This is a genomic window from Pectobacterium punjabense, assembly GCF_012427845.1.
Classification (GTDB): domain Bacteria; phylum Pseudomonadota; class Gammaproteobacteria; order Enterobacterales; family Enterobacteriaceae; genus Pectobacterium; species Pectobacterium punjabense.
Map to the genome: position 1 here is coordinate 237821 of NZ_CP038498.1, position 16734 is coordinate 254554.

Here is a 16734-nt window from a genome sequence, read left to right on the forward strand (position 1 = left end):
TAAACGCGCCGGATAGGATAAGGGCGGTGCTGGGCTAGGATTTACGAAACTCTCGGTTATCTATACTGTGTTTGACCTGCTTGTTTAGCATATTCAGCAATAGCATTGAGCGGGCTTCACCATCAGGTTCAGTGTAGATAGCTTGAAGGCCAGAGAAGACACCATCGGTTATCACTACGCTATCACCGGGCTGTGGCGTCAACGGGTCAAGGATTTCCTGCATAGGGCGAAGTGATAATTCATCGATCACCTGCTGCGGAATGATCGCCGGTAGTGCGCCAAATCGCACAAAATTACTCACCCCCCGCGTTGCGCTGATGGTGGTGGTGTGAATGCGTTCGGGGTCGAATTCCACAAACAGGTAGTTTGGAAATAGCGGCTCACACACTTCCGTTCGCTTTCCTCGAACGATTTTATCCAACGTGATCATCGGGCTCACGCAGATGACTTCCTGACGTTCCAGGTGTTCTTTTGCTCGCAGCAGTTGACCGCGTTTACAATATAGTAAGTACCAGGCTTCCATAATTTCGCAGACTTATGATTCCGACGAGCAAGCATAACAAAAGCGAGCAAGGATAAAAAATTTTCGGCGGATATTTTTGTTACCACACTATGACGAATGGATTCTTGATGGTGATTGGATTCTTGCCATAAATAGGCATTGCGGGAAGCGACAGGCTGGCGAAGAGACTTTATAATAGCCAGAACGATAGACTGCCCCCGATGAATAGCATGAAATACCGTGACTTACGCGAATTCCTCTCACTGCTGGAAGAGAGAGGGGAGTTGAAACGCATTACCCAGCCCATCGATCCCTACCTTGAAATGACGGAAATTGCCGACCGGACGCTGCGTGCGGAAGGTCCCGCTCTCCTGTTTGAGAACCCCAAAGGCTATGACATGCCGGTGCTGTGCAATTTATTTGGCACGCCGAAACGTGTTGCATTGGGAATGGGACAGGAAGAGGTCAGCGCATTGCGAGACGTAGGCAAACTGCTGGCATTTTTGAAAGAGCCTGAGCCGCCGAAAGGGTTCCGCGATCTGGTAGATAAAATGCCGAAGTTTCGTCAAGTACTGAATATGCCGACGAAGCGGCTGTCTTCTGCGCCGTGTCAGGAACAGATTTGGCAAGGTGATGATGTTGATCTACGTCGGATTCCGGTGATGCAGTGCTGGCCGGAAGATGCTGCGCCGCTGATTACCTGGGGGCTTACCGTGACGCGCGGGCCGCATAAAGAGCGGCAGAATCTGGGGATCTATCGCCAACAGGTGCTGGGTAAAAACAAACTCATTATGCGCTGGCTATCGCATCGCGGCGGCGCACTGGATTTTCAGGAATGGTGTCAGGAAAATCCGGGGCAGCGTTTTCCAGTCGCCGTCGCGCTGGGGGCTGACCCCGCGACGATTCTCGGTGCGGTGACGCCCGTCCCTGACACGCTGTCAGAATATGCCTTTGCGGGCTTATTGCGTGGGCATAAGACTGAAGTGGTGAAGTGCCTGTCGAATGATTTAGAAGTCCCCGCCAGTGCAGAAATTGTGCTGGAAGGCTATATTGAGCCTGGAGAAATGGCGGCAGAGGGGCCGTATGGTGACCATACCGGCTATTACAATGAGGTCGATCACTTTCCGGTCTTTACCGTCACGCACATTACTCAACGCCAAAATGCCATTTATCACTCGACTTACACGGGGCGTCCGCCGGATGAGCCCGCGGTACTGGGCGTGGCGTTGAATGAAGTTTTCGTACCGATCCTGCAAAAGCAGTTTCCTGAGATTGTCGATTTTTATTTGCCACCGGAGGGTTGCTCTTACCGTCTGGCGGTCGTTACCATGAAGAAACAGTACGCGGGTCATGCTAAACGCGTCATGATGGGCGTCTGGTCTTTTTTACGCCAGTTCATGTATACGAAATTTGTTATTGTTTGCGATGACGACGTTAACGCACGCGACTGGAAAGACGTGATATGGGCGATCACGACGCGTATGGACCCGGCACGCGATACGGTATTAGTGGAAAATACGCCGATAGACTACCTTGATTTCGCCTCGCCGGTTTCTGGCCTGGGTTCCAAAATGGGTCTGGATGCCACCAATAAATGGCCTGGCGAAACGCAGCGTGAGTGGGGACACCCCATTAAGAAAGACCCGCAGGTTTGTGCCCGCATTGATGAAATATGGGACGAGTTGGCCATTTTTAGCGACAGAGCCCCCCAGCGTTAACGGCTGCTCTGTTCTCAGTTTTGCTTTTATGACCCTATAGAGGGAATGCATGACAACATTGAGCTGTAAAGTGACTTCGGTCGAAGCCATAACCGATACGGTTTATCGCGTTCGTTTGTTACCTGAAGCGCCTTTTTCCTTTCGGGCTGGCCAATATTTGATGGTGGTGATGGGGGACCGAGATAAGCGTCCTTTCTCACTGGCATCAACCCCGATGGATAAAGATTTTATTGAGTTACATATTGGGGCGTCCGAACTGAACCTTTACGCGATGGCCGTGATGGAACGTATTCACAAGGAAAAAGCCCTGACGGTCGATATTCCGCATGGCGAAGCTTGGCTGCGAGAAGAGAGCACGCGACCGCTGGTATTGATTGCAGGCGGAACCGGGTTTTCGTATGTGCGTTCTATTCTGCTGACCGCGCTGGCGCAGCAACCTGAGCGCGATATCTCCATTTACTGGGGTGGACGTGAATCCCAGCACCTGTATGACTTAACGGAGCTTGAGGGTTTTGCGGCTAAGCACCCGACTTTGCGTGTGGTGCCGGTCGTTGAACAGCCGGAAGAAGGGTGGGATGGTAGAACAGGCACCGTTCTGAGTGCGGTTTTGCAGGATTATGGCTCGCTGGCGGAACAGGATATCTACATTGCTGGGCGTTTTGAGATGGCAAAAATTGCGCGTGAGCGTTTTTGTAACGAGCGCGGGGCGTTGGCGGCTCACATGTTCAGCGATGCATTTTCGTTTATTTAACGCCACCCTATTTATTTGGCTCGACCATATTGTATCGTTAGCCCTGTCACCGGACGGGCTAACGTCGACACTAAATAAAATCCAGAGCCGTTAACTCTTCCAGACTCTCCTCACGGTATTTTGCCATTCCGGTTTTCATGCGTCTGAAGCCAACATGTTCATACAGGCTGATGGTTTGGGGATGGGTGTATAAAATAATATTGCACTGTGCGACCGTATCAACCAACGCTTGAATGAGCCGTTTCCCCAACCCCTGTCCGTGATAGCGTTCATCAAGCGCGATATTATAAATAGCTGCCTGACAAACGCCGTCCGAGAGGGTTCGTCCCACGCCGATCAGCAAGTCCTCATCGAACAGAAAGACAACGGAGAAGCTGTTTTTGAAGATTTTCTCCTGTGTGGCCGCATTGTCATCACTTAAATCGTAAAAAGCCAGCAGGTCAGCAACGCGCTGCCAGGGAATGTTATTGGTCGTTGTCTCTACTCTGATAGACATCATCGTGTTCTCGTGTCAGATGGTATATTCCGGTTCGTAACGTTTGTAGTAGCGAGAAAGAAATGCTTTGGTTCTCTCCATTTGTGGGCGCTCAAAAACCTGCTGTGCCGTACCGTCCTCAATGATTTTTCCTTTCTCCAAAAACAGTACGCGGCTGGCGACCTGACGAACAAACTCCATTTCATGAGAAACGATCACCATGGTATTGCCCGCCTGCGCAGCCTGTTTAATGACATCCAACACCTCGTCAACCAATTCTGGATCGAGCGCAGAGGTGGGTTCATCCAGCAGTAAAAGCTGCGGTTCCATCGCCAACGCTCTGGCGATCCCTACGCGCTGTTGTTGTCCACCAGACAGCTGCTTTGGGTAATACGCCTCCCGGTCAGGAAGGCCGACATTATTGAGTTGTTGTCGCGCGATTTGCTGTGCTTTTTCTTTAGGATACTTTTTGACGATCAGTAACCCCTCCATGACATTTTCCAGCGCTGTTTTTTGTTGAAACAGGCTAAATTGCTGAAAAACCATCGCTGTGTTTTGCCGGAGCGTAATACGTTCTCGTTGATTCATGTTGGCCAAATTAAAAAGGTGGCCGTTGAGTGTCATTTCCCCTGACTCCGGCTGCTCTAGCACGTTAATACAGCGAAGTAGCGTCGATTTACCTGAACCTGATGAACCGATAATCGCCACGACATCGCCTTTTTTTATGGTCAGGGAAATGTCGTCCAGAATGACGTTGTTGTGAAACGTCTTCGATAAATGCTTAATCTCGAGCATAACGTTTTTTTCCTGACGTAATCGGCGGGGTATCTGGGACAGAAATCGTGGTTTCAACCCGTTTGATGATTTGCTCAATAATAATCGTTAGCGCCCAGTAGATGAGTGCCAGAGAGATATACACTTCAAAATAGCGATAGCTGCTGCTGGCGAGGATTTTCCCCTTGGCGGTCAGATCGATTACCGAGCAAACAAATGCCAATGACGTTCCTTTGAGCAGGCTAATCAGCGTGTTACCAAGCGTGGGTAAGGCCACAATAAACGCATTGGGCAGCGTGACACGACGTAATACTTGAAGTGGCGTCATGCCGAGCGACTGGGCTGCTTCGATCTGTTTTTTATCCACCGACAGCATGGCTGCGCGAATACTCTCGGAATTGTAGGCGGCTTCATTCAGGGAAAATGCCAGTAACACAAAGAGTATGGATGGGATGTCATTAACGTTGTAATCCGTCTGGTTGTAGTAATTGTAATATTTCAATAGAACGGGAATACCGTAATAGGAAAGATACAGTTGTACAATGAGTGGTGTTCCTCGCATGAACGAGACAAATACGCCAACGGCCGGGTTAAGGAACACGATCTTTCTGATACGAATGGATGCAATAATAAATCCCAGTATCACACCAATAATCATAGATATTGCCGTGATTGCTAATGTAACGGGTAAATATTCAAGCAGTGCTGGAATTTGAGTAAAAACCAGTTTGATGTCGAAGATATTTGGCATTCAAAATGAATCCTGTGTCATTTAGGCGCGTAATCCCCGTTGAAATACTTTTCGCTGATTTTTGATAACGTACCATCAGCGCTTAACTGTTTTATTTGTGCATTAATATCATTCAGAAGTTGTTCGCCTGCTTTACCTTTCGCAATCAAAAAGTAGCTGTAAGGGGAGCCGATCCGCTGGCTGTCTTCCTGACTGAGGGGAATGACGTTCAGCTTTAACTTGTGTTCCAGGATATATTGCTCCAGCATCGATTTATCAATCAGAGCGAAATCTGTTTTTCCATTTTCCAAATTTTGTAAGGAGACGAGTAAGTCGGCTTCGGTGTAGTGCAACTTGACGGGGTTGTCTTTATGTTGCTGATTGAATTTCTCCAATGCAGTTGTGAAATTGATACCGGGGTTTACTTCCGTAGATTTTCCCAATAAATCGTTGAAAGTATGGATTGAGTTATTCTTTTCTGGCGTTGCAATCACAAACTGATTTTCAAAGATAGGCTGAGAAAAGAAATATTTTTCTTTTCGTTCTGGGTTATCGGCGAAGTTATTGGCACCGAGTTGAAAACGGTCAGCATCCAACCCTGCTAAAATTGAGGTGAATTCGGTCGTGACGAACGACACTTTATACTGTGGCAAATGGTTAAAGATGGCTTTTGCTACATCAATATCGTAGCCGACGAGCTGGTTATCTTTATCAAAATAGGTAAACGGACGTGGGTCAGCGCTTGTTGCGATGGTAATAGATTTTGCTGTAGCTGCCTGGGCGTCATGAGCATTGAAATAACCGGTGACTATCGTGCTCAAACCTAAAAGTAATGCAGGCAAGGTGCTTATAGTGAGGCGTGTTTTCATTATTGATAATCCTGTGTGAAATGATAAGAAAAATGACGATCCCGCTTGCTGCGGTGTTGTATGCCCGCAGGTAGTGATAAACGAATCGGTAAAGCTCCACATCGGCTGCCAATGCGGAGCGAGGTGTACCAAGGAAAAAAGGAATCAAGCGCGGTGATGGGGCGTATGCCAAATCGATACATCGGGTCCTTTTGCCAGAATCTGATAAGGGTTAAAACTGATGTCGCCCAGATGGTAGCCGCGTTTAATCGCTTCGAAGTCGGTGGTATCGCCGAATCCCGGCGTTTGGTAAAGGTCGCGGGCGTAAGCCCACAGATTGGGGAAGTCGATCAGGCGGTTGCGGTTTGCGCGGAAAACGCTGTAATAGGCAACGTCAAAACGGGCGAGCGTAACGTATAACCGAATGTCGGAATCTGTAATTTGGTTACCGAACAGGTAACGCTGCGAACCCAAACGCGTTTCCAGTTCATCCAAACGTAGGAAAAGCGTGTCCCATGCGTTTTCATAAGCTGCCTGTGAATGGGCGAAGCCTGCTTTGTAAACGCCGTTATTGATGTCATTAAAAATCACATCATTCAGCGCATCAATTTCGGCACGCAGCGATTCTGGATATAGATCGGGTGCGTCTGGTTTGTGAAAAGGTTTAAAGGCGGTTTCAAAGTAGTTGGTTAACTTAAAATAATCGTTATTGACCACAATGCCTTGTTTAACATCGACGACGGTTGGAACGGTCGCTCGGCCAGTGTAATTCGCGTCACTTTTGGCATAGATTTCTGGTAAATAACGGATACCCAGTACAGGATCTACGCCGCCTTCATCCAGAGAAAATTCCCAACCCTGTTCGGTCCTTACGGGATTAGCAGTACCAAGGCTGATAACGTTTTCCAGACCTAGCAAAGTACGGACGATTACCGCACGATGCGCCCACGGGCAGACGGGGGACCACAATAAACGATAGCGATCCTTTTCGACGGGCAAATCGCCCGGCTGCTCGCCGAATGGCGTCGTAAAGCGATTTTTTTGCCGAACAAATGCGCCATTCTGGGCAATCTCGTGTGCCTCTTCAGAGGTAGCGATGTGCCCGACTTCTGCCACGGTGGTACTCATAATATTTTCCTTAATAAAAAATGAGAGACAGAATTCACTATTATTCAGTGTGAATTTAAAAGGTGATGTTTACTGTTTTTGAATTATGCGCGTTATAAAAAATGAAGTTAAATTCATAAAATGGATATTCTTATTAGGAAATTACAGCGTGTTATTTTTTTGATAATTGGAGGAGGCTATTAATGCATTATTTTGATAATAAGATGGGTAATGTTTCAGATGCGGTGCCGTGACGCGGCGGAAAGTATTATCTGCGTATTAAATGTCCCTCGCCGCAGTGACGAGGGACATAGGTAGACTTAAAGGCGTTCAAACACGGTTGCAATACCCTGTCCCAAGCCGATACACATCGTCGCTACGCCAAACTGAACGTCGCGGCTTTCCATCAGATTAATCAACGTAGTGGAGATGCGCGCCCCTGAGCAGCCGAGCGGGTGACCCAACGCAATCGCGCCGCCGTTTAGATTGACCTTTTCATCGAGCTGTTCCAGCAGCCCCAGATCGTTAATGCAGGGTAACGTCTGGGCAGCGAATGCTTCATTCAGTTCAAAGATGCCGATATCGGCCAGACTCAATCCCGCTCGCTTCAGCGCCAGTTTTGTCGCCGGGACGGGGCCGTAACCCATAATCGACGGATCGCAGCCCACCACGGCCATTGCTCTAATACGAGCCCGTACCGGTAAGCCTAACGAGGCTGCACGGGATTCGCTCATGATCAACATGGCTGATGCGCCATCGGACAACGCTGAGGACGATCCGGCTGTCACTGTGCCGTTAACTGGATCGAAGGCCGGTTTGAGTGCTGCAAGGCTATCGACGGTGGTATCCGGGCGAATGACTTCATCATAATCGAAGCGTTGCAGCACGCCGTCTGCATCATGCCCTGCCGTGGGGATGATTTCGTGGCGAAATGCGCCAGATTGAGTGGCGTTGTAGGCTCGCAGGTGTGAGCGGGCGGCGAACTGATCTTGCATATCGCGACTAATATTGTGCATACGTGCTAGCATTTCGGCCGTCAGCCCCATCATACCCGCCGCTTTGGCTATAGTGCGGCTCAGTCCCGGATGAAAATCGACGCCATGATTCATCGGCACATGTCCCATATGTTCAACGCCACCGATTAAGCAGACATTCGCATCGCCAACCATAATCGCGCGGGCAGCATCGTGGAGCGCCTGCATAGAAGAACCACAGAGTCGGTTAACCGTTGTAGCCGGTACGCTCATCGGGATTTCAGCCAGCAAAGCCGCGTTGCGAGCCACATTGAAGCCTTGCTCCAGCGTCTGTTGCACACATCCCCAGTAGATATCGTCGATCTCGTGGGCGTCTAGCGCGGCGTTACGGCTTAATAAGCTACGCATCAGGTGTGCGGACAGGTCTTCTGCTCTCACCTGACGGAAGGCGCCGCCTTTGGATCGCCCCATCGGCGTGCGTACGGCATCAACAATCACTACCTTTTCCATATTTCCTGCCCTCATGCCGGTTGTCCGTGGGAAACGTCCGCGTGTGGCGCGACCGATGGGTAATAGCCTTCATTGCTTCTGGCTTTTTGCTGCAAGCCGTCTGGCACCTGATAGATTGCGCCGAGGTGCGCCAACTGCTGCGCCATCTCGACATAACGTCCGCTTCCCAATGTGTCCAGATAGCGGCAGGCTCCGCCGTGGAAGGGAGGGAAACCTAATCCGTATACCAGCGCCATGTCTGCTTCAGCCGGGCTGGCGACGATACCTTCTTCCAGACAGCGCGCGACTTCATTAATCATCGGGATCATCATGCGAGCGATAATCTCTTCTGCACTGAACGTTTTTTTCGGTTGGCTGATGTCGTTAAGAAGCACATCTACAGCGTCATCCTGTTCTTTACGCTGTTTCCCCTTGCTATCCGTTTGATAACGATAGAAGCCCTGACCGTTTTTCTGCCCAAAGCGCTGATGTTCAAACAACGCGTCGATCGCATCGCGATAATCTTTCGCCATCCGCTGTGGAAATCCTTCTGCCATTACTGCTTGCGCATGGTGAGCGGTATCAATACCGACAACATCGAGCAGATAGGCCGGGCCCATCGGCCAGCCGAATTTCTTCTCCATGACATTATCGATCTCGCGGAAATCGGCTCCGTCTCTGAGTAGTAAGCTGAATGCCGCAAAGTAGGGGAACAGCACTCGATTCACGAAGAATCCGGGGCAGTCGTTTACAACAATCGGCATTTTGCCCATCTTGCTGGCGTAAGCCACCACGCAGGCGATGGTGCTGTCACTGGTTTTAGGGCCGCGAATAATTTCGACCAATGGCATGCGGTGTACCGGGTTGAAGAAGTGCATACCGCAGAAATTTTGCGGCCGTTTTAACGAGGCAGCCAGTGTAGTAATGGGAATCGTTGAGGTATTCGAAGCCAGAATCGTACTTTCGCTAATGTGCGATTCGGTTTCTGCGAGTACGCTGGCTTTGATTTTCGGGTTCTCAACTACGGCCTCAACCACGATATCGGTGCGCTCGAACCCAGCGTAATTCAGCGTTGGCTGAATACTGGCCAGAATCGTCGCCATTTTCATTCCGTCCAACTTGCCTCGTTCCATCTGCTTATTCAGGAGCTTGGCTGCTTCATTCATCCCCAGCGCGAGCGGCTTCTCGTTGATATCTTTCATCCGAATCGGCACGCCTTTGAACGCAGATTGATAGGCAATACCGCCGCCCATAATCCCTGCCCCTAGCACGGCGGCCTGCTGCGGTACGGATGCTTCGCCAACCAGTTTCTTCGCTTTACCTTTAACATATTGATCGTTTAGGAAAATGCCGACGAGGGCGCGCGCTTCATTTGAGCGAGCCAGTTGAACGAAGTGCTGCGTTTCGAGCTGCAATGCGTCATCTCGCGTCATGGTTGCAGCGGCTTCGATGGTTTTGACCGCTAACATCGGTGCGGGATAATGCTTCCCGGCAGTTTGTAGCACCATCGCTTTGGCGGTGGTAAAGCTCATCATGGATTCAATTTTATTGAGCTTCAGCGCTTCAAGTTTCGGGCGTCGATAACCCTGCCAATCCAATTCGCCCTTTATGGCCTGCTTTAACATCTTGATGGCAGCGGGAACCAGTTTGTCATTGGTCACCACGGCCTGCACCAGTCCTACTTTTAAAGCATCAGCTGCGCCGATGTCTTTACCCGCGGCGATAATCTCCAGCGCGCTGTCAGCCCCCAGCAGGCGCGGTAGCCTAACGGTGCCACCAAAGCCCGGCATGATCCCGAGTTTAGTCTCAGGCAAGCCGATGCGCGCATCTGGCGTGGCTAAGCGAAAATCGGTTGCGAGTACGCATTCACAACCGCCGCCCAATGCATAGCTATTAATCGCGGACAGTGTGGGAACGGGTAAATCCTCAAGACGGTTGAAAATACGGTTGGCGAAGACAAGCCACTCATGCAGCTTCTCTGCCGGTGCGGCAAAAAGAGACAGGAATTCCGTGATATCGGCACCGACAATAAATGCAGGTTTGTCTGAACGTAGCAGTAAGCCCTTCAGGTTTGGCTGTTCCGCCAGAACGTCCAGCGCTTTACCTAGGCTGGCAACTGTGCGGGTATCTAGCTTGTTTACGGAGCCAGGGGCAGAAAATACCAGCTCGGCAATGCCGTCCTCAAGCCAGTTCAGGTAGAGGGATTCACCTTGATAAAGCATGTTTATCTCCGCTGTTTGTGTGTGTGATCTGGTATGACCAGATAAGCGGATTGTGGTTTTAATGTTAATTTTTTGCAAACGAGAGATTAATTTTTTGCCGAATCGATCACAAAGCACCGGACGCTGCCCTTGGGACATGCCTGTGTTAAAATGGAGGGATCATGTCGTGACGTACAAGGATACTCATGGAAAAGCTGGCTTCTTTATATCATCACCATCTGGCGACGCTGCAAGCACGTGCTCAGACGGTTTTAGCGCGCCATCAGCTTGACGCATTACTGATTCACTCTGGTGAGCTGTTGACCGTTTTTCTGGACGATCACGACTATCCTTTTAAAGTTAACCCGCAATTTAAAGCCTGGGTGCCCGTCACGCAGGTGCCGAACTGCTGGCTATGGATTGACGGCGTTAACCCGCCAAAACTGTGGTTCTACTCACCGGTGGATTACTGGCATAACGTTGCACCGGTTCCCGAGAGTTTTTGGACTGAAGAAATTGATATTACCGTGCTGCGGAATGCCGATGATATTGGGCAGTTGCTTCCGTCGCAGCGTGAACGTGTTGCCTATATCGGCTACGCACCACAGCGTGCGCAGGATTTGGGGATTCGTGCAGACAATATTAATCCTCAGGGCGTGCTGGATTATCTGCACTACCACCGCGCTTATAAAACCGATTACGAGCTGGCCTGCATGCGTGAAGCGCAGAAGACGGCGGTGATCGGTCATCGGGCTGCACATGAAGCGTTTCTCTCTGGCATGAGCGAGTTCGATATTAATCTGGCGTATCTGACGGCTACTGGTCATCGGGATATCGATGTGCCTTACGGCAATATCATCGCGCTCAATGAACATGCGGCGGTGCTGCACTATACCCAGTTAGATCATCAGGTGCCTTCCGATGTCCGCAGCTTCCTGATTGATGCGGGTGCCGAATATAACGGCTATGCCGCCGATCTGACGCGTACCTATTCTGCGCAGAGTGATGGCGCATTTGCCCTGCTGATTAAAGATCTCAATCAGGAAATGCTTTCATTGATTGATACCATTCAGGCAGGAGTGCGCTATAGCGATTACCATATTCAGATGCATCAACGGATTGCGAAGCTGCTTAAATCACATCAACTGGTGCGTGATATCAGCGAAGAAGCCATGGTGGAGCAGGGGATGACATCGCCTTTCCTGCCGCACGGTCTTGGCCACCCGCTGGGCTTGCAGGTGCATGATGTCGCCGGGTTTATGCAAGACGATCGCGGCACACATCTGGCGGCACCGTCGCAGCATCCTTATCTGCGTTGTACTCGCGTGCTTGAACCCGGCATGGTCATGACGATCGAACCGGGCATTTACTTCATCGAATCCTTGCTTGCTCCGTGGCGTGAGGGTGAATTGAGTCAGCACTTTGATTGGCAAAAAATCGATGCGTTGAAACCGTTTGGTGGTATTCGTATCGAGGATAATATTGTCATTCATGACGGGCGCGTGGAGAACATGACGCGCGACCTGAATCTGGCCTGATGCAAGCGTATCCCATTCTTACTGTGCCTGTGAGCTTCAGTGAAGAAATAAAGAAAAGCCGTTTTACGACGATCCTGGCAGCAACGCCGGGAATCGACGCGGCAAAAGCCTTTATCCAGCGCGTCAGGGAAGAGCACGCCTCGGCGGGGCACCACTGCTGGGCGTTTGTTGCGGGCGCGCCTGACGATTCTCAGCAGCTTGGTTTTTCTGACGATGGCGAGCCGTCCGGCACAGCGGGTAAACCGATGCTTTCGCAACTAATGGGAAGCGGTATCGGTGAGATTACGGCGGTGGTGGTACGCTACTATGGCGGTATCCCGCTAGGTACTGGCGGATTAGTGAAGGCCTATGGCGGTGGTGTTCAGCAAGCGCTGAAGCTGGTATCGCTGCAAGAGAAAGTCTTGCAAAAAGAGTATGGCTTACAATGTGATTATGCGCTGTTGCCCCAGGTAGAATCACTGATCTTTCAGCTTGGCGGAAAAGTGCTGCATAGCGAGTATGGCGTGGACGTCGTATTGCGGTTCTCTCTTCCCATCAGGGGAACCGAGGAAGCGGCAACGAAATTGCGTGATTTAAGTCGCGGTGCGTTGCATTTATTGCCGATTCTATAATAATCCCAGCGCTTTTTTATGAATCATTAAGGAATTCCCTGCGATGCACTTGCGCGCCATAACCCGTATTGTCGGCCAGTTGGTTATCCTTTTTTCCGGGACGATGGTTATTCCTGGACTGGTGGCGTTAATTTACCGTGATGGCGCAGGCCGGGCGTTTACGCAGACATTTATTGTCGCGCTGGCTATCGGCATTATGCTGTGGCTACCAAACCGTAAACAGAAGCATGAGCTGAAATCTCGTGAAGGGTTCCTGATTGTTGTCCTCTTCTGGACGGTGCTGGGAAGTGTCGGCGCACTGCCTTTTCTGTTTGCCGAACATCCTAATCTGGGCGTAACGGATGCTTTCTTCGAATCGTTCTCAGGGCTAACGACAACGGGGGCAACCACGCTGGTTGGGCTAGACTCACTGCCTAAAGCCATCCTATTTTATCGACAGATGCTGCAATGGTTTGGCGGGATGGGGATCATCGTACTTGCTGTTGCTATCCTGCCGATTCTTGGTGTCGGTGGGATGCAGCTTTATCGTGCAGAAATGCCGGGGCCGTTGAAGGAAAACAAAATGCGCCCGCGTATCGCTGATACAGCGAAAACGCTGTGGCTGATTTATCTCTTACTCACGATTGCCTGTGCTGTCGCGCTGTGGCTGGCTGGTATGCCGATATTTGATGCAATTGGGCACAGCTTCTCTACGGTGTCGGTCGGCGGGTTCTCTACCCACGATGCCAGTATTGGTTACTTCAACAGCCCAACGATTAACACTATCATCGCAATATTCCTGCTGATTTCTGGCTGTAACTTTGGTTTGCACTTTGCTCTGCTGAGCGGCCGTAGCCTGAAGGTATACTGGCGTGACCCAGAGTTCCGCATGTTCATTTTTGTTCAACTGTCGCTGGTGGCCGTGTGTACGATCGTCCTGTGGTTCCACCATGTTTATGACAGTGGGATGCAGACGATCAATCAGGCATTTTTTCAGGTTGTCTCCATGGCGACAACGGCGGGGTTTACGACGGATAGCATTGCATCGTGGCCACTTTTTCTGCCGGTTTTGCTTCTGTGCTCTGCGTTTATTGGCGGGTGTGCGGGTTCAACCGGGGGCGGTCTGAAAGTGATCCGTATCCTGCTGCTTTTCTTACAAGGATCGCGTGAGCTTAAGCGTTTAGTGCATCCAAATGCGGTTTACACCATTAAGCTGGGTCATCGGGCGCTGCCAGAACGTATTCTTGAAGCCGTGTGGGGATTCTTTTCCGCATATGCACTGGTTTTTATTGTCAGCATGCTGGCTGTCATTGCGACAGGCGTTGATGATTTCTCCGCGTTTGCCGCGGTCGCTGCCACATTGAATAATTTGGGGCCGGGCTTGGGCGTCGTCGCTGAGAATTTCACTTCAATGAATGATACGGCGAAATGGATTCTGATACTGACAATGCTGTTTGGTCGTTTGGAAGTCTTCACACTTTTAGTACTGTTTACGCCAACCTTCTGGCGGGAATAGTCCTCATAAGGATAAAGAACAATGAAAGCTTTGATCGTGTTTTCGAGTCGAGATGGGCAAACCAGAGCGATTGCCTCTTCTATTGCGAATACGCTGAAAGGAACCTTGGAGTGTGATGTTGTTAACGTGCTCAATGCGAATGATATCGATCTGGCTCAATACGACCAGGTACTTATTGGCGCGTCGATTCGGTACGGGCGCTTTCATCCAGCGGTAAATCAATTTATCCATAAGCATCTGGCTTCTCTGCAACAATTGCCTAGCGCATTCTTCTCAGTGAATCTCACTGCACGTAAACCAGAAAAGCGCACGATACAAACCAATGCCTATACGCGTAAGTTTCTGCTGAATTCCCCTTGGCAGCCAGATTTGTGTTGTGTGTTCGCGGGTGCTCTGCGTTATCCGCGTTATCGTTGGTTCGATCGGGTAATGATTCAACTCATTATGCGTATGACGGGCGGCGAAACGGATAGCACGAAAGAAATTGAATACACGGACTGGCAACAGGTTGCCCGTTTCGCACAGGATTTCGCGCAATTAACGATGAAAAATCCGGCATAACGCCGTCTTTTAATACGCTTTGCTGAAAAAATCCTCACTCAGAAATTATTTTGCATTTAGCGCTTGTCAGCCGCCGAGAAGTCCCTATAATGCGCCTCCACTGACACGGCAACAGCGACACGCGGTTGGGGTGACAGAAAAAAGATTTAATAAAGACGGTCAGTAATGACTTGACTTTAAAGCGGATTAGCATAGTATATGCAGCCCGCGCCACCGTAGAAGTGGCACTGCTCTTTAACAATATAATCAGACAATCTGTGTGGGCACTCACAAGACCGTATCTTAACGATATAAAAAGTCTTGAAGAGTGAACAACAGTAAATTCATTACGAATAAACAGTTTTAATTCTTTGAGCATCGCTGACGAGTTCGGCAAATCAAACAAATCTTAAATTGAAGAGTTTGATCATGGCTCAGATTGAACGCTGGCGGCAGGCCTAACACATGCAAGTCGAGCGGTAGCACAGGGGAGCTTGCTCTCTGGGTGACGAGCGGCGGACGGGTGAGTAATGTCTGGGAAACTGCCTGATGGAGGGGGATAACTACTGGAAACGGTAGCTAATACCGCATAACGTCTTCGGACCAAAGAGGGGGACCTTCGGGCCTCTTGCCATCGGATGTGCCCAGATGGGATTAGCTAGTAGGTGAGGTAATGGCTCACCTAGGCGACGATCCCTAGCTGGTCTGAGAGGATGACCAGCCACACTGGAACTGAGACACGGTCCAGACTCCTACGGGAGGCAGCAGTGGGGAATATTGCACAATGGGCGCAAGCCTGATGCAGCCATGCCGCGTGTGTGAAGAAGGCCTTCGGGTTGTAAAGCACTTTCAGCGGGGAGGAAGGCGGTGAGATTAATACTCATCGATTGACGTTACCCGCAGAAGAAGCACCGGCTAACTCCGTGCCAGCAGCCGCGGTAATACGGAGGGTGCAAGCGTTAATCGGAATGACTGGGCGTAAAGCGCACGCAGGCGGTCTGTTAAGTTGGATGTGAAATCCCCGGGCTTAACCTGGGAACTGCATTCAAAACTGACAGGCTAGAGTCTTGTAGAGGGGGTAGAATTCCAGGTGTAGCGGTGAAATGCGTAGAGATCTGGAGGAATACCGGTGGCGAAGGCGGCCCCTGGACAAAGACTGACGCTCAGGTGCGAAAGCGTGGGGAGCAAACAGGATTAGATACCCTGGTAGTCCACGCTGTAAACGATGTCGATTTGGAGGTTGTGCCCTTGAGGCGTGGCTTCCGGAGCTAACGCGTTAAATCGACCGCCTGGGGAGTACGGCCGCAAGGTTAAAACTCAAATGAATTGACGGGGCCCGCACAAGCGGTGGAGCATGTGGTTTAATTCGATGCAACGCGAAGAACCTTACCTACTCTTGACATCCAGAGAATTTGCTAGAGATAGCTTAGTGCCTTCGGGAACTCTGAGACAGGTGCTGCATGGCTGTCGTCAGCTCGTGTTGTGAAATGTTGGGTTAAGTCCCGCAACGAGCGCAACCCTTATCCTTTGTTGCCAGCACGTAATGGTGGGAACTCAAAGGAGACTGCCGGTGATAAACCGGAGGAAGGTGGGGATGACGTCAAGTCATCATGGCCCTACGAGTAGGGCTACACACGTGCTACAATGGCGTATACAAAGAGAAGCGACCTCGCGAGAGCAAGCGGACCTCATAAAGTACGTCGTAGTCCGGATTGAGTCTGCAACTCGACTCCATGAAGTCGGAATCGCTAGTAATCGTAGATCAGAATGCTACGGTGAATACGTTCCCGGGCCTTGTACACACCGCCCGTCACACCATGGGAGTGGGTTGCAAAAGAAGTAGGTAGCTTAACCTTCGGGAGGGCGCTTACCACTTTGTGATTCATGACTGGGGTGAAGTCGTAACAAGGTAACCGTAGGGGAACCTGCGGTTGGATCACCTCCTTACCAAGAAGATGTGCGTTAAGTGAAGTGCTCACAC

The 16734-nt window shown here is 50.4% G+C and carries 14 protein-coding genes and 1 rRNA gene; 7 read left to right on the forward strand and 8 right to left on the reverse strand.

The window, feature by feature from the left end:
• Window positions 1-34 precede the first annotated feature (34 nt).
• Complete coding sequence (rfaH, locus tag E2566_RS01080) at window positions 35-523, reverse strand: transcription/translation regulatory transformer protein RfaH (RefSeq protein ID WP_107169013.1); 489 nt, start codon at window positions 521-523, stop codon at window positions 35-37.
• A 200-nt stretch (window positions 524-723) separates the two neighbouring features.
• Between rfaH and ubiD the strand changes: the two genes are divergently transcribed.
• Window positions 724-2220, forward strand: a complete 1497-nt coding sequence (gene ubiD, locus E2566_RS01085) for a 4-hydroxy-3-polyprenylbenzoate decarboxylase (RefSeq protein WP_107169014.1) — start codon at window positions 724-726, stop codon at window positions 2218-2220.
• 49 nt (window positions 2221-2269) lie between these two features.
• Window positions 2270-2971, forward strand: coding sequence for an NAD(P)H-flavin reductase (gene fre / locus E2566_RS01090; protein ID WP_107169015.1), 702 nt, complete (start codon window positions 2270-2272; stop codon window positions 2969-2971).
• A gap of 70 nt (window positions 2972-3041) precedes the next feature.
• Here fre and E2566_RS01095 read toward each other — a convergent pair whose 3' ends face one another.
• The 7 genes from E2566_RS01095 to fadB form a co-directional block, all read right to left on the reverse strand.
• A complete protein-coding gene (locus E2566_RS01095; protein ID WP_205942471.1) occupies window positions 3042-3470 on the reverse strand; it encodes a GNAT family N-acetyltransferase in 429 nt (142 codons plus the stop codon).
• Between the two features lie 12 nt (window positions 3471-3482).
• A complete protein-coding gene (locus E2566_RS01100; protein WP_107169016.1) occupies window positions 3483-4241 on the reverse strand; it encodes an amino acid ABC transporter ATP-binding protein in 759 nt (252 codons plus the stop codon).
• On the reverse strand, window positions 4228-4971 hold the full coding sequence (locus E2566_RS01105) for an amino acid ABC transporter permease (protein ID WP_107169017.1): 744 nt from the start codon (window positions 4969-4971) through the stop codon (window positions 4228-4230). The genes E2566_RS01100 and E2566_RS01105 overlap by 14 nt, the downstream gene beginning before the upstream one ends.
• Window positions 4972-4988: 17 nt before the next feature.
• Window positions 4989-5819, reverse strand: a complete 831-nt coding sequence (locus E2566_RS01110) for a transporter substrate-binding domain-containing protein (RefSeq protein ID WP_107169018.1) — start codon at window positions 5817-5819, stop codon at window positions 4989-4991.
• A 144-nt stretch (window positions 5820-5963) separates the two neighbouring features.
• Window positions 5964-6926, reverse strand: a complete 963-nt coding sequence (locus tag E2566_RS01115; protein WP_107169019.1) for a glutathione S-transferase family protein — start codon at window positions 6924-6926, stop codon at window positions 5964-5966.
• Window positions 6927-7225: 299 nt separating this feature from the next.
• On the reverse strand, window positions 7226-8389 hold the full coding sequence (fadA, locus tag E2566_RS01120; protein ID WP_107169020.1) for an acetyl-CoA C-acyltransferase FadA: 1164 nt from the start codon (window positions 8387-8389) through the stop codon (window positions 7226-7228).
• An 11-nt stretch (window positions 8390-8400) separates the two neighbouring features.
• Window positions 8401-10590, reverse strand: a complete 2190-nt coding sequence (fadB, locus tag E2566_RS01125; protein ID WP_107169021.1) for a fatty acid oxidation complex subunit alpha FadB — start codon at window positions 10588-10590, stop codon at window positions 8401-8403.
• Between the two features lie 185 nt (window positions 10591-10775).
• Here fadB and pepQ point away from each other — a divergent pair, with 185 nt between their 5' ends.
• From pepQ to E2566_RS01150, 5 genes are all read left to right on the forward strand, one after another.
• Window positions 10776-12107, forward strand: coding sequence for a Xaa-Pro dipeptidase (pepQ, locus tag E2566_RS01130; protein WP_107169022.1), 1332 nt, complete (start codon window positions 10776-10778; stop codon window positions 12105-12107).
• Entirely contained in the window at window positions 12107-12718 is a 612-nt protein-coding gene (locus tag E2566_RS01135; protein WP_107169023.1) for an IMPACT family protein, read from the forward strand. Before pepQ ends, E2566_RS01135 begins: the two co-directional genes overlap by 1 nt.
• A 43-nt stretch (window positions 12719-12761) precedes the next feature.
• Entirely contained in the window at window positions 12762-14213 is a 1452-nt protein-coding gene (trkH, locus tag E2566_RS01140; protein WP_005973457.1) for a Trk system potassium transporter TrkH, read from the forward strand.
• 21 nt (window positions 14214-14234) lie between these two features.
• Window positions 14235-14774, forward strand: a complete 540-nt coding sequence (gene hemG / locus E2566_RS01145) for a menaquinone-dependent protoporphyrinogen IX dehydrogenase (protein WP_107169024.1) — start codon at window positions 14235-14237, stop codon at window positions 14772-14774.
• Between the two features lie 390 nt (window positions 14775-15164).
• Window positions 15165-16700, forward strand: a 16S ribosomal RNA gene (locus E2566_RS01150).
• The last annotated feature ends 34 nt before the right edge of the window (window positions 16701-16734 follow it).

Bases quoted from the DNA above. Each gene is read 5' to 3' on its own strand.
- rfaH (WP_107169013.1), bottom strand. From the start codon at position 523: ATGGAAGCCTGGTACTTACTATATTGTAAACGCGGTCAACTGCTGCGA.
- ubiD (WP_107169014.1), top strand. From the start codon at position 724: ATGAATAGCATGAAATACCGTGACTTACGCGAATTCCTCTCACTGCTG.
- fre (WP_107169015.1), top strand. From the start codon at position 2,270: ATGACAACATTGAGCTGTAAAGTGACTTCGGTCGAAGCCATAACCGAT.
- E2566_RS01095 (WP_205942471.1), bottom strand. From the start codon at position 3,470: ATGATGTCTATCAGAGTAGAGACAACGACCAATAACATTCCCTGGCAG.
- E2566_RS01100 (WP_107169016.1), bottom strand. From the start codon at position 4,241: ATGCTCGAGATTAAGCATTTATCGAAGACGTTTCACAACAACGTCATT.
- E2566_RS01105 (WP_107169017.1), bottom strand. From the start codon at position 4,971: ATGCCAAATATCTTCGACATCAAACTGGTTTTTACTCAAATTCCAGCA.
- E2566_RS01110 (WP_107169018.1), bottom strand. From the start codon at position 5,819: ATGAAAACACGCCTCACTATAAGCACCTTGCCTGCATTACTTTTAGGT.
- E2566_RS01115 (WP_107169019.1), bottom strand. From the start codon at position 6,926: ATGAGTACCACCGTGGCAGAAGTCGGGCACATCGCTACCTCTGAAGAG.
- fadA (WP_107169020.1), bottom strand. From the start codon at position 8,389: ATGGAAAAGGTAGTGATTGTTGATGCCGTACGCACGCCGATGGGGCGA.
- fadB (WP_107169021.1), bottom strand. From the start codon at position 10,590: ATGCTTTATCAAGGTGAATCCCTCTACCTGAACTGGCTTGAGGACGGC.
- pepQ (WP_107169022.1), top strand. From the start codon at position 10,776: ATGGAAAAGCTGGCTTCTTTATATCATCACCATCTGGCGACGCTGCAA.
- E2566_RS01135 (WP_107169023.1), top strand. From the start codon at position 12,107: ATGCAAGCGTATCCCATTCTTACTGTGCCTGTGAGCTTCAGTGAAGAA.
- trkH (WP_005973457.1), top strand. From the start codon at position 12,762: ATGCACTTGCGCGCCATAACCCGTATTGTCGGCCAGTTGGTTATCCTT.
- hemG (WP_107169024.1), top strand. From the start codon at position 14,235: ATGAAAGCTTTGATCGTGTTTTCGAGTCGAGATGGGCAAACCAGAGCG.